This window comes from Alkalicoccobacillus porphyridii, assembly GCF_007293315.1.
Lineage (GTDB): Bacteria > Bacillota > Bacilli > Bacillales > Bacillaceae_D > Alkalicoccobacillus > Alkalicoccobacillus porphyridii.
The window spans coordinates 320581-334595 of sequence record NZ_VLXZ01000001.1; the positions used below are offsets into that span (position 1 = coordinate 320581).

A 14015-nucleotide genomic window follows, 5' to 3' on the forward strand; every position below is an offset into this window, starting at 1 on the left:
GCTGCTCCCTCCTTATTCTTACCTTATCTTATGATTGACCTACAGCCTCAGCTACTAATTGATAAGATTTCTTTCGATCATTCGCATAATGGAGATTACACAAAATCAAAAATTCGTTTATTCCGTATTGTTCAGCCAAAATCATAAGCTTTCTACGAACGGTTTCCTTTGATCCAATAATCATTCGACTGTGATTATGTATCATTCGCTCTTTATCTAGAGCTGTATATGGATAATTAACGACTTCTTCAGGGCTAGGAACTCGACTATCTATGCCCTTCTCTACCTTCAGAAGCCAGAGATCCTGAGTTTTGGCAAGCTCCCACGCCTCTTCATCTGTGTCAGCACAAATTATAAAAATAGCGGCCATGTCTTGATTATTCGTATTGGGACTTGCCGCTTGATGAAATACTTCAAAGGCCTTAGCTCCCCGTTGCGGCTTAATAAAGTGCCCAAACACAAATCCAATATCATGATCAGCCGCGAGCTCTGCACTATTTTCACCAAGACCAAGCAGCCATATTGGAGGTGGAGACTCAACCTGAGGCACTGCCTTTACTCCAGAATAAGCATGTGTATTTGGTAGCTGATCTCTTATAAAATAGACCAAATCCCGAAGCTTCCGATCAAAATCCTCCATTCCTTTAGGTTCTCCATCCGATAAGGCTGTTTGTATTGCTCTATTGCCTCCAGGCGAACGACCTATTCCGATATCAATCCGACCTGGAAATAAGGCTGCGAGCTGTTTACTAACCTCCGCCACCTTGTAAGGACTGTATTGAGGTAATAAAATGCCACCCGTTCCAATTCGAATATATTTTGTCGAAGCAGCGGCTGCTGCCATCAAAATTTCAGGCGCACTGCTTAACATCCCTTTAGTTCCATGGTGCTCTGCAAACCAATAACGAGAGTAGCCAAGTTGCTCAGCCAGTTGAACCATCTCTAATGTTTCCTTTAGTCTGTCCTCCACAAGATGGCCCTTTGACAAAGGGATTTGATCGAGGATACCAAGCTTTATCAATGTATCACGCCCCTCCCCCTTATTGTATCCTTTTTCGTTTAGATTCCCTATTATTCGGCTTTTAATCCTGTACATTAATCATAAAAAAAGAACAATCAGACTGCTATTTGCTTGTTAAAATGCCGGGCTTGCATGGAGAGATGAGCTCCTCGCTTGTCGCGGTAAAGTTCATATTTTTGTGTAAATACTGCTTCCAATACCTATTTAACAAGCGGATGAAATTGGAGGCCACTGAAAAAGTCATCTAGAACTAAGCTCATGTGCACCGCTACAGGAGAAACCTACGCTTTCCACGGGAATGGCCTCAGCCCTTGAAGTGAAAGTACGCCACTTCAATGTCGGTCTGCCTCGTTCTGTTCCGGAGTCTCCGTTTTCTCCTTCCGCTCATGTTCCCGATCAGCCAACTGACTAACATTTCCATTTAAAGAAATGAAGAATTTTTTGTTTAAAAGAAGATTCACTATCATCCTTAGCTTCTTTTACAGGGACTTCGATAAAAAGGTTCAATGATATAAATCGACGTAGTTGAGTTAGCTCATTACCTTGCCTCGGGTATGCGTACCCCATTTTTGGAGCGGCGTCGAAGATACAAAACAGTATCCTTCCTCTATTTTTTTGTTTGAACATGGACTATATCTGGAAAGAGGTAAAGTCCTTCTGATTGCATAAATACTAATTCCAATATTCATCTAATAAGCGGACGAAAATGGAGGGCCGACACCTGCGGGATGAAAAGGTTCAATGAGATAGATCGACGGATTCGAGTTAGCTCATTACCTTCCCGCGGTAAGCGTGCCCTTCATTTTCGGGAGCGGCAGCCGAAGAAACAAAACTAATTTACGCACATGCATGGACCCTATCCTTGTCGTCGGAGCTGCTTGACTCTTGCATGTAAAACATAAACTTTCCATTCCCTTCAACCAAAAAAAGCTTGTCGACAAAGTCGACAAGCTGAAAAACGAAGGGCTACTCACTGTATTTTAGCTTACGTTATACGTTTACGATGCCCGCCTCAATCTTAACTTCTTTTGGACGGTACACTGAGATGACGTCGCCTTGTTTATTGGTCCGGAAAAGGATTGAACGTTCTTCCTCCATCACAAAGGAATACGATTGATTGTTTTCTGGATTTGTGACTTCAATTTCTGCTTCCCCTGCAAACTCGGAAACAAAGATATAAAGATCACCCTGATCATATGACAATCGGCGGCCGTAAATTCCAGGGTTCTCGGCTCCCTTGCTCCAAATTAGCTCTTCGGAAACGCCTGCCTGATTTAGAGCATATGCATAAAGGGCTATAACGGATTCAAGTCGATTGTTTAATTCAATCGGGAGAGGACTCCAGATAAATTGACCGTCTCCTATAGAAGTGCTAATCACTTCATTACGGGTAGACTCCACTAATGTTTCTTTTGTCAGTTCAGCAATACGACGTGCACCAAAGCTGACAGGATAAGATTTTCCGTCAATTACTAAAGCTTCTTCTCTAAGAACATTGCGGCGTTCGGTAGCTCCAAGTTCAACTAATCTAGCTGATTCCTTCCAGCCAGCATTAAGTCGTAATGGGCCAGTATAAAGTACCGTTCCACCCTGTTCTGCATAAGCAATCAGCTTATCAAAGGCTTCATCACTGAAGTTATGTGCACTTGGTACAATCACAAGCTTAGGTTGATTTTCTAATAGCTCATCTAAGTGATACTCACCAAAGCCACGGGCATGAGTATTCATCTCATAGGAAAGGGTACGAATCGTTTTAGATGTAGCTTCAAACGCTAATTTACGGCTTGAGAAATCGTTTGAATATGGATAGACCACAGCCACTTCTTCCAAGCTTCTATTCACAAACAAATCCTTAGACTCATTCATAAAGGCACCAAAATCATACGATACATCTGCCTCAGGCTTTTCAGTGCCGTCTGCTCTTAATGCGCCAATGTTTGATTCGTTTACATTGTTCATGTAGAAGTTTGTGTTCCACAGCCATTGTACAGCTCCAGCGCCACCAGTAGAGAACGCATAGGCATATTTCCGTTCCAAAATGTTTCGAAGCTCTTCTTCAGAACGTTTTGCCATTCCATCCGGCTGCTCAAGATACATAATACCTGTTTCTTGAACTAGATTTGGTTTGTTAGCTGTCTTAGTGAAGACACCGTCCCAAACCAAGTGGTCCTGCTGCCACCACGTATGGTTCGTCGTATAATCTACTACCGATTCATAGAAAAACGGAGTAGGACGCTGTGATACTAACGCTTCATCCTGACCTACCGTTATTAAGCGGCCCGGATTGGTTTCATGAATGGTCGTAGACAGCTCAGCCGCCCAGCGATTGTGCATGTCCATTGTGAACAATGTGTAATCAAGCCAAACAAGGCTTTTACTAGGATTTCTCATATCCTGTACATCAAAGTTCATGTCCTCTGCCTCAGGAGTGGTAACCGCCGAAAAGTCTGGCAATTCAACAGATGAATAGTTCCAAGCTTCCTGTAGCTGACGAATGGTTTGATACTTTTCTTTGACCCACTCTTGGAATGCCTTTATTTCAAATGGGTCTCTTGCTGATTTTGGTCCTGAAAAGATTCTCTTAGGGTCAAACATAGACGGTTCATTAATTAGATCCCAGTGCAGATGTGTTGCTTGCGTATAACGAGACGTGATTGCCGCAATAAAACGTTTTTGAGCCTCTACACTACGTGGGTCAAGATATGGATTCTTTCCTTCCCATAGCTCTGGAGTAAAAGCAAAGAAGGTGAAACACAGATCAAGATCATGCTTTTTCGCCGTAAGTACAAAGGCGTCTATAGCGCGAAGGACCTCTTCGTACGGATGACCATCCACATACATGATTTGTCTCCAAGCCGTCCAAATTCCAGAACGGATATGGTTAATTCCAGCATGCTTCATTTGCTCCATGTCCTGGTCCCACACCATAGCATTTGGCATAAACAAAAACTTTCTAGCTACATCTGAAGTCATGTACGTCATTCCAACGATTGGGAAAGGTTTACCGTCCTTTTCAAAGTAATCACGTTTTGCGACTAAAGGAGACCCTTCCTGTAAAAGGCTTTCTGAAAAGCCCCAGAATCCCTGGTGGAAGTGGGAAATTTCACCCGCTGTAGATGAAGCTTTGGCATGTATTGTATAGAAGCCTTCTTCCACCTGAAACGGTAATGTGCGTCTGATCCAAGACCATTCTTTTGATTCATCAAGTGCAATCACCTCTTGATAAAGAATTTCATTTGATCCTTCCTTTAATACGTGCAGCTCAAATGTCCACTGTTTGCCTTCGCTTTTTTTGTGCTGTAGCGACAAGCTTTGAAGCTGTATGGAAAGGGAAGGCACTTCTTGAGGATAGTAGCTTGCATATCCCGGCTTCAACCAAATCTCCGTTACTCCTTCTGCAGCATACCAAGCAAGGGTAGTGAGAACTTTCTCACCCATCTTCCAAAATTGTTCATCTAAGCGTTGGTTTAAGAAAATCCATCTTCCACCCGCAAATACACCTTTTGTATTTTCAATAAGGACCACTGGAGCAGAAATATCTCTTCCATCTGAAGTAAGCCCTTTAAGTAGTGGATAAATATGCGCATCCATCGGACCACTTGAACCATTTTCATGTGGCTGATCATCTTCTTTTGTAGGGTGAAGAACAAAGCCATAGGTTGGCTGGATAGAGAAAGCATCTTCTAAATCCTCCAATAATGGGCGTTCTGCAACACTAATTTGCTGCTCAACCTTCGATGTAGTCACCTCTAACGCCTCATGAATGTTCAACTGCTGATGGTAAGCTGTTTGTTCAACCTCTACTTTCCATTCACCCTGTTCTTTATAAACCGGCTTTCTAAATGGAATGTCACCCGTGTGAACAAGCCCGCCTCCACCTTGTAAAAAGGTAAGGATAAGTGACCATACGTCTTTTGGAAAATAGGAACCATGCAAATTAACAAATGTTTGATAATGTCCACTTGCTAAAGCATCAGCTAATTGTTCTGCATTGACAACTTGATCGGTTAATCCAGACAAGATATGTTGTGACGGTCTCACACCATCATAAGGGAATGTATCATCATAGAAGAATAAGTAACTCATTGGTAGAACTCCTTCACAACTAGTTTTTAACAGCGCCTTCTGTTAATCCTGCAATAAAGTATCTGCTAAAGATAATGAAGACGATTAAGATTGGTAGAGTAGCCATAAATGTTCCGGCTAAAATCATTGAATAATCGGTATAAAAAACATCATTTAACGTTCTTAATGCGATTTGAATGGTATGGACACTACGATCCTTAAGTACTACTAACGGCCATAAGAAATCATTCCATGTGTTCATAAAGGTAACAATTCCTAATGTAGCAAGACCTGGTTTTACAGTTGGCAGGACAATATTCCAATACGTACGGAATGTACTGCAACCATCCATTCTTGCGGCTTCAAGTAGTTCATCTGGGATTGATGAAGAGATATATTGTCTCATCCAAAACACACCGAAGGCACTAACCATCGCTGGAACAATAACTGCCTGAAGTGTATCAATCCATCCTAACCAACTTATGATCATAAATGATGGAATTAGCCCCAATTGTGGCGGAATCATCATCGTAGCTAGAAGGAATACAAATAACATATTTTTCCCTTCGAATTGTAGCTTTGCAAAAGCAAATCCAGCTAAAGAACAAAAGAATAAAACGGACATTGTTACCGCTGAAGAGATAAAAAATGAGTTAAACATGGCACCAAAGAAATCTATTCTATCAAACACATTCATTGCATTCTCAAAGAAATGTGTTCCTGGGAGCATGGCTGGCGGAAATTGATTAACCGAGTTTGTCGTATTAGAACCAATGACAAACATCCAATAAAATGGAAATAATGATAAGAGTGAACTCATTACCAAGAAGACATATAATAGAATCTTTGGCAGCTTTCTTTGACCTACTTCTTTCATAATCGCGCCTCTCCTTCCTGCCTTACGCTGACTTAATACGTTTCGTTAAGATCATGTTAATGATGGAAACCACAATAATAATAAGGAATAGAACCCAAGCTATGGCTGCAGCATATCCAAATGAGAAGCGTTCAAAAGCTTCTTGATATAAATATAGAGTCATAGTTAAGCCTTGAGACTCCGATCCAGCTCCAAAGATCAATGGTTCTGTAAAAATTTGCATACCTCCAATGGAAGACAACAAAACAGTAAAAATGATAATTGGACGTACCATTGGGATCGTGATATAGAAAAACTGTTGAATTTTATTAGCCCCATCTATAGTGGCAGCTTCATACAAGTCTTTTGGGATACTTTGAAGTCCAGCTAGATAAATAATTGTGTTATAGCCGACCCAGCGCCACATGACCATTAAGGAAATAGCCACATGTGTACCAAAGTATGACCCCTTCCAATTAACAGGATCGATTCCTATTGTGCTAAGTACATAATTAATAATTCCATATTGAGTACCAAAAATAGCAGAGAATACAATGGTTACTGCTACAATGGAGGTTACGTTTGGCATAAATACAGCTAATCGAAATAAGCTCTTTCCTTTTAGGAACGCTTGATTTAATAAAAATGCTAGCACTAAGGCTACAAATAACTGAGGAATTGTTGACAGTGCCCAAATACTAAAAGTATTTCCTACAGCCTTCCAAAACAACGGGTCATTTGTAAAAAGCCCAACATAGTTCGCGAAACCAATAAACTCTCTTTCTCCTAGTATATTCCATTTGTGAAAGGATAAATAAGCTGTAAATATTAATGGAAATAGGCCAAAAACACCAAATAATAAGAAAAAAGGTGAGATGTATAAATAGCCGGAAATACGATCCTTAACTCGTTGATTATATTTTCGTTTCTCTTTACGCGGTATGGTTGGACTTTGCTGCACATCTGATTGCGTGCTCATGCTCTTCACCCTTCCTTAATGTTCATAAGAAACAGCGTAAGATTCCTCCTACGCTGTTATAAGGCTTTGTTAACGTGAAACCTGTCTATCGACTTCTTGAAGAGCATTATCCCATGCAGCTTCAGGTGTTGAATTTCCATCCGCTACAGAACCTAGTGCATCCTGCATAATGGTATTGATAGGTGCAGTCATTGGAGCACGATATACATCTTGAACCAATGTAGCTGCCTCAGCGTAAATACCACCAATATCGTTACGGATAAAGAATTCATCATTTAATTCTTGAATAGCTGGTTCATCGTAAATTCCAGGAGTTGATGGGAAGTTGCCATTCTCTTCAAAAATGTCTAGTTGATTTTCTGGAGACATTAACCAAGTGATGAAATCATATGCTTCCTCTGGATGATCACTTTGTTTAGGAACAGTAAGGAATGATCCTCCCCAGTTTCCAGAGCCCTCAGGCATTAATGTGATATCCCAAAGTCCAGAAGTGTCAGGTGCGTCATTTTTGATGTTTTGAAGCATCCAAGGTGGTAAGAATACGGTTGCAAAATCTCCATTAGCTAGCGCTGCTCCCCACTCAGGTGTTTGTCTTTCAATGTTCATTTGAATATCAATCGCTTCGATTGATGTATCCCAAGCTTTGATAATTTGTGGGCTATCTTCAAGAATTAATGTACCGTCTGTTTCAAAGTACTGCTTATCTCCTTGCTCTCTAATAGCAGAGTACATATCAGCCACATCACTAAACATATAAACGCCAGTTTCGTCTTTTAACTGTCTACCAGCTTCAATGTATTGATCCCATGTGCTTAATACTTGAGACACTTCATCAGGATCAGTTGGAAGACCAGCTTCTTCAAATAAATCTACACGATATGCCATTGCCATTGGTCCGATATCAGTTGGAATCCCAATAACTAGTCCATCTTCAGTTGAAGCTTGTTTCCATTTCCAATCTAAGTAATCGCCTTCAAGATCAGCTGCACCATACTCTGATAAGTCATAGAACATATCGCTACTTTCTTTAATTCTCTCTAAGTAACCTTCATCCACTCCAGAGATATCAGGTGCTCCAGATCCTGCTGCTAAAGCTGTGATCAAATTCTGGTGAGCATCTGCATATTCAGCTTCTTGAATGTTGATTGTAATACCAGGGTTTTCATCTTCATATTGTCTAGCTTTCTCTTCAAAACCCATCCCAGGCCAAAGCCACATTGTTAATGTTACATCGTCGCCATCTTCACTTCCGCCTCCAGAAGAACTGGAACCAGATGAACATGCAGCTAAACCTGCTACCAATCCCGCCGTTCCTAAAACCAACAATGATTTACGAGCTAGATGATGCATACTTACTCCCCCTATAGTTGTTAGTATTGTTATTATAAAAGTTATTTACAAGTAAAAAGATATCACTAAATCACGAGAATGTAAACGCTTAATTTTATAAAATATAAAAAAAGCTGGAAACCCCAGCTTTAATCACGTTTTGGCTTATCAATCGATTCTTTTATATGCATATCTCCAATAATCAAAATCTTTTCTGGTGGGTATTCAGTATGCTGAATCCTCCACACTAACCGATCAACAGCTCTTTGACCGATTACCTGTTTTAGTACCTGCACTGTAGTCAGAGAAGGTGTCTTTCCTTCTTCTTCGTCTAACATATCGAATCCAGTAACCGAAAAATCCTCTGGAACCTTGTACCCGTTTAGCTGAAACTGATCAATTACTCGTCTAGCAATGTGGTCATTTGCACATACAAAAGCTGTTGGCAGGGTCTTTTTACGCATCATTTCATTTATCTTTTCTTGTAAATAAATCTCGAAATCATCATTATAGCGAATATCAATGAGTGCATTTTCTTTTGTGCATTCATCAAATCCAGCTTGCTCCATAGCTTTTCTAAAGCCCATCCATCGATCATAAAAGCTGCGAGAATAATTGATTTGGCCGACAAACATTATTTGCTTATGACCTAAACCTATTAAGTGATTGGTCATTCTCTCTACTCCATTTTGATTATCCATAAAAATACTATCTGCCTGCATGAGCTTATCTTCATGATCAACCATAACTATAGGAAGTTGATAATCAGTAAGGGAAATAAGTGTTTGTTCGTCCAGAGTTCCCACAGTAATAATGCCAATCAAGTTTGTCACATCTACCTTTTTTGTCAAATCCATTTCACTCGTAATGACGATCATACCAGCTTTTTTCGACTGAATACCAACTGAAAGCCCTTGAAAGACAGCTCCCCAATACGTATAAGAGATACTCTGATATTCGTAGTTCGGCAGTACAACTAAAATGTATCCATTTTCGACCTCTATAGATCCACTATTAGATTGACCATTACCATTTTCTCTTTCCTTAAAATAACCCAACTGCTTAGCAGTAAAAAGAATTTTTTGCCTTGTAGTTTCACTCACTCCAGGCTTACTATTTAATGTTTTTGATACCACATATTTAGAAACCCCTACAGTATCAGCAATGACCTGCATGGTTATTTTCTTTTGACCCATTTCCCCCACCACCTGACAACGTCTTTTGTTAGCTTTGTTAGTATTATAACAGCAAATGTTATTAAGTACAGTTTTTAATTATAAGACGGAAATGATTAAATACAAAAATGGAATCGTTATGATTAGTAAAGCGGTATTAATAATCCAGTTAGAATTAGCTAGCTCCACATCTAATTTGAAAATTTGCGGAGGCACTAATGAGGACACCGCTGTAGGCATGACTGTCAGCACTAAAATCACTTGAATTAAATAGCCGTCGTACATCTCACCAAGACCCAACAAAAGAGCAAGACTGATCACACAAACTGGCACGATCACATTTTTTGCTACTGATAGTGAAAGTCCTAATTTGAGATGCTTCTTGACTGAAGTCAATCTCATTGAAAAACCTACTGGAATAAGTAAAATAACAACGGAAAGAGGAACAAGAATTTGATTCAATTCCCCATACCCATCTAGCCGCTCCCAAGGGGATAGATTTAGCAGACCACCTGTAATGACCGCACAAAATGTAATCATGATAAAAGGATCTTTAAGAATCATATGTACTCTAGACTTTAATGTCTCATCTGATTTCTTCGCCTGACCAAAGCTCTTCGCTATAGGATAGCACACAGTATAATAAAACAATTCCTCGAAGAGCCTGAACATGACAACGTAGGCAAGACTTTCTTCCCCTAGTAATAAGACACAAAATAACGACCCAAAGCTGCCTAGATTAATGAAGGACCCCGTCACAAACATCGAACCCGTCTGAGCTCTTGAAAGTTTATTATATTTTGATAGGAAAACACCAAATAATCCACCAAGCATAATGGTGAAGATGCCTAGCATAGGAAGATAGATAAGATTAGGATTAGTCAATTCAACATACCAAAACGCACCGATCAAAATAATCGGATTAATACCCAAAAGAACCACTCGAATACATATGGATAAGAACTTACTTAACGGAAACCAGCCTGGCAGCCTTTGTGTATCTGCAAACATTCGTAACATTCTTCCTAAAACTAGACCAATGGCGATCATTAAAAAAGCTAAAATAAATTGACTAATGCAAACCACCCCGTTTTTAATAATCAAAAGCTGTTTAAATGTAGTATCATAGATTGTGAAAGGAGTTGGTTGCCTTTGAAAAGTGCATTATTAATGCTAGATGTTCAAAAAGGTTTTGTTCAAGCGGGCTCTTTTGACACTGAAATTAATCATATTACAGATATCGCCGAATACTTTAAACAGCGGAAATGGCCAATCTATGCAACAAAACATTTTGATTCGTCTAGTTCTAGCTATATACCAGCCGGTACAGACCTGGCCGAGATTGATCCCCGAGTAGTTGCATACACAAATGAAATTCTCTTAAAAGACCAACCTAGCGTATTTAAAAATCAACTACTAGAAGAATGGCTCCAAAAAGAAGCTATCACAGATCTTGTCATTGTTGGGTTTAACGTTGAATTTTGTTGCTTGTTTAATGCCATCATCGCTCAAGAGAAGGGATACTCCGTTACCTTTATAGAGGACGCCTCTGCGACCGTAAACACGGAAACAACCTACGACATGCCAGGACTTGACATTCGAGATTTTATCGCAACTATTCTACATTGGTCTGGAACAGTAAGCGTCATGGATACAGAAGAATTTATTGAAAAATAAAAAGGAACCACTCCATTCATCTGTAAATGATGGGAGTGATTCCTACAAGCATTTATTATAAGAAGTATCCAAGAGTTACAGATAAAAGAAAAAACGTGACAGCCAATACAATCGTTGCTCTATGTAGAACGAGATCGACTCCGCGGGCTTTCTGCTTCCCTATTAACTGCTCAGCTCCACCAGAAATGGCACCCGATAAACCAGCGCTTTTCCCAGATTGAAGAACTACAACCGTAATAAGAGCAATTGAATTAATTACTAATAAGATCATTAACGTTAACTGCAAAACTCACACCTCCATGCACATCTTGCGCTAGTATAAACTTACCATACCATTGCGGCTTAAGCAATGTCATTACTAGAAATAAATAAAATCGTTGAGATAATTATAAGTGTATTATGCCTTTCTTCGATAATTCGATTTAGTCCGAATTTATGTGTAAATGGATCTGTAAATTTTAAGGAAAGAGGGCTGCTTTGATTCATTTCTTCGTCCTTCGCTGCCAAAATAGGGGGCACGCTATTTACACAATAATAAGGACTTGAACGATAATTCCTCTTAATGTGCGTATTACCGCCATCATTTCCCGCGCAATATTTTAGAGCTGTCGAATGAGTGGGTTGAACTGTCAGGGCTAGGCTCTTTGATTTCTTCTGCTTGTTAGGGAGAAGGTATGAGTCACATTTATGATCTATCACAGCAGGACCGGAAATGTTTTGTTTCTTCGGCTGCCGCTCCCGAAAATGGGGACTCGCTTACCGCAGGAGAACCCTACGTTCTGACTTAAACAATTGATGAGAGTTCGAAGTCTTAGAAAGATCGTTTTTCAGTGGCCTCCTTTATATCCCGCAGGTGTCGGCCCTCCATTTTCGTCCGCTTATTTAGATGGGAATTGGAGTCAGTTATCACACAATAATAAGGACTTTACTAGTGTCTAAGCACTTTTACAAGAAGTACTGCTTCCTTTCCAAGAGCTTCACGCTCCATACCAAGACCCAGCCACGCTTACCAAGAAGAACGGCTTCCCCTCCAAGAGCTTCGCGCTCTTTACCAAGACCCAGCCTCACTTACCAAGTAAAGTGGCTTCCTCCCCAAGAACACCACGCTCTTTACCAAGACCCATCATCGTTTACCAAGAAGAACGGCTTCCTCTCCAAGAACTCCACGCTCTTTACCAAGACCCAGCCACGCTTACCAAGAAGAACAGGTTCCTCTCCAAGAACTCCACGCTCTTTACCAAGACCCAGCCTCACTTACCAAGAAAAGCTGCTTCCTTTCCAAGAACTCCATGCTCTTTACCAAGACTCAGCCACGCTTACCAAGAAGAACGGCTTCCTCTCCAAGAACTCCACGTCCATACCAAGACTCAGCATCGCTTACCAAGAAGAACGGCTTCCTCTCCAAGAACTCCACGCTCTTTACCAAGACCCATCATCGCTTACCAAGAAGAACGGCTTCCTCTCCAAGAACTCCACGTCCATTACCAAGACTCAGCATCGCTTACCAAGAAGAACGGCTTCCTCTCCAAGAACTCCACGCTCTTTACCAAGACCAACCCACCGTCTCACTGAATCCATATAAAAAAGCCCCTAAGGAGTCATCCTAAGGGGCTTTTATTTGCGTACTTATTTAGATAGGTTGTAGAAAGACTTACGTCCGCCGTAGATAGCTACGTCAGCAAGCTCGTCTTCGATACGAAGTAATTGGTTGTACTTCGCTACGCGGTCTGTACGTGATGGAGCACCCGTTTTGATTTGACCAGCGTTTGTTGCAACTGCAATGTCTGCGATGGTAGCATCTTCTGTTTCACCAGAGCGGTGAGAGATGACAGCTGTGTAACCAGCGCGTTTTGCCATTTCGATTGCTTCGAATGTTTCTGTAAGTGTACCGATTTGATTCACTTTGATAAGGATTGAGTTAGAAATTCCTTTTTCAATTCCTTCAGCTAGCTTTTCTGTGTTGGTTACAAATAAGTCATCTCCAACAAGCTGTACTTTGTCGCCAAGCTTTTCAGTTAATAGCTTGTGACCATCCCAGTCGTTTTCGTCTAGGCCATCTTCAATGGAGATGATTGGGTATTTAGATACAAGCTCTTCATAGAAGCCAACAAGCTCTTCAGATGTGAAGACTTTACCTTCTCCTGAAAGATGGTATTTACCGTCTTCTTTATTAAATAGCTCTGAAGAGGCAACATCCATTGCTAATTGAACTTCTTCTCCTGGCTTGTAGCCTGCTTTTTCGATGGCTTCAATGATTGTTTGAAGCGCTTCTTCGTTTGAAGATAGGTTTGGAGCAAATCCACCTTCATCACCTACAGCTGTGTTGTAGCCTTTTGATTTAAGAACAGCTTTAAGGTTGTGGAAAATTTCTGCACCGATTTGAACGGCGTGCTTAAAGTTTTCTGCTCCCACTGGCATAATCATAAACTCTTGAATGTCTACGTTATTGTCAGCATGCTCTCCACCGTTGATGATGTTCATCATTGGTACTGGTAGAGTTTTAGCGTTGAATCCACCCAGGTATACGTAAAGTGGTAATCCTAGTGCTTTTGCTGCTGCGTGTGCAACGGCCATAGATACACCAAGGATTGCATTCGCTCCTAGTTTTGCTTTGTTCTTTGTGCCATCAAGCTCTAGTAAAAGCTTGTCGATACCAAGCTGGTCTAGTGAATCTTCACCAATTAATTCTGGTGCAATGATATCATTAACGTTTGCTACTGCTTGAAGAACTCCTTTACCCATGAAGCGGTCTCCGCCATCGCGAAGCTCTACTGCCTCATATTCTCCTGTGGAAGCACCACTTGGTACAAGTGCACGGCCCCATTCTCCAGATTCTAGGTAAACTTCTACTTCTACTGTTGGATTTCCGCGTGAATCAAGAACCTCACGTGCATGAATATCAGTAATCATAGT

Annotated in this window: 11 protein-coding genes; 1 reads left to right on the plus strand and 10 read right to left on the minus strand. The window is 40.7% G+C overall.

Annotated elements, in window-relative coordinates; genetic code table 11:
• Positions 1-28: 28 nt before the first annotated feature.
• From FN960_RS01555 to FN960_RS01585, 7 genes are all read right to left on the minus strand, one after another.
• Entirely contained in the window at positions 29-1021 is a 993-nt protein-coding gene (locus FN960_RS01555) for an LLM class flavin-dependent oxidoreductase (RefSeq protein ID WP_185970863.1), read from the minus strand.
• Between the two features lie 990 nt (positions 1022-2011).
• A complete protein-coding gene (locus tag FN960_RS01560; RefSeq protein WP_143846610.1) occupies positions 2012-5107 on the minus strand; it encodes a beta-galactosidase in 3096 nt (1031 codons plus the stop codon).
• Between the two features lie 19 nt (positions 5108-5126).
• Positions 5127-5963, minus strand: a complete 837-nt coding sequence (locus tag FN960_RS01565; RefSeq protein ID WP_143846611.1) for a carbohydrate ABC transporter permease — start codon at positions 5961-5963, stop codon at positions 5127-5129.
• A gap of 22 nt (positions 5964-5985) precedes the next feature.
• Positions 5986-6921, minus strand: a complete 936-nt coding sequence (locus FN960_RS01570; protein ID WP_143846612.1) for a carbohydrate ABC transporter permease — start codon at positions 6919-6921, stop codon at positions 5986-5988.
• A gap of 69 nt (positions 6922-6990) precedes the next feature.
• Complete coding sequence (locus FN960_RS01575; RefSeq protein ID WP_143846613.1) at positions 6991-8271, minus strand: ABC transporter substrate-binding protein; 1281 nt, start codon at positions 8269-8271, stop codon at positions 6991-6993.
• 128 nt (positions 8272-8399) lie between these two features.
• Positions 8400-9446 carry a LacI family DNA-binding transcriptional regulator gene (locus FN960_RS01580; protein ID WP_143846614.1) on the minus strand — a complete coding sequence of 349 codons (1047 nt, stop codon included), beginning with the start codon at positions 9444-9446 and terminating at the stop codon, positions 8400-8402.
• 78 nt (positions 9447-9524) lie between these two features.
• Positions 9525-10436, minus strand: a complete 912-nt coding sequence (locus tag FN960_RS01585; protein WP_143846615.1) for an AEC family transporter — start codon at positions 10434-10436, stop codon at positions 9525-9527.
• Positions 10437-10577: 141 nt separating this feature from the next.
• Here FN960_RS01585 and FN960_RS01590 point away from each other — a divergent pair, with 141 nt between their 5' ends.
• Positions 10578-11102: a cysteine hydrolase family protein gene (locus FN960_RS01590; protein ID WP_143846616.1), complete on the plus strand. Its 525-nt coding sequence runs from the start codon at positions 10578-10580 to the stop codon at positions 11100-11102.
• Positions 11103-11157: 55 nt separating this feature from the next.
• Here FN960_RS01590 and secG read toward each other — a convergent pair whose 3' ends face one another.
• The 3 genes from secG to eno form a co-directional block, all read right to left on the minus strand.
• Positions 11158-11388: a preprotein translocase subunit SecG gene (gene secG / locus FN960_RS01595; protein WP_143846617.1), complete on the minus strand. Its 231-nt coding sequence runs from the start codon at positions 11386-11388 to the stop codon at positions 11158-11160.
• 56 nt (positions 11389-11444) lie between these two features.
• The gene (locus tag FN960_RS22670; RefSeq protein WP_185970864.1) at positions 11445-11588 is read right to left on the minus strand and encodes a hypothetical protein; all 144 of its coding nucleotides are present in this window, start codon (positions 11586-11588) and stop codon (positions 11445-11447) included.
• Positions 11589-12728: 1140 nt separating this feature from the next.
• Positions 12729-14012: a phosphopyruvate hydratase gene (gene eno / locus FN960_RS22675; RefSeq protein ID WP_438799591.1), complete on the minus strand. Its 1284-nt coding sequence runs from the start codon at positions 14010-14012 to the stop codon at positions 12729-12731.
• Positions 14013-14015 lie beyond the last annotated feature (3 nt).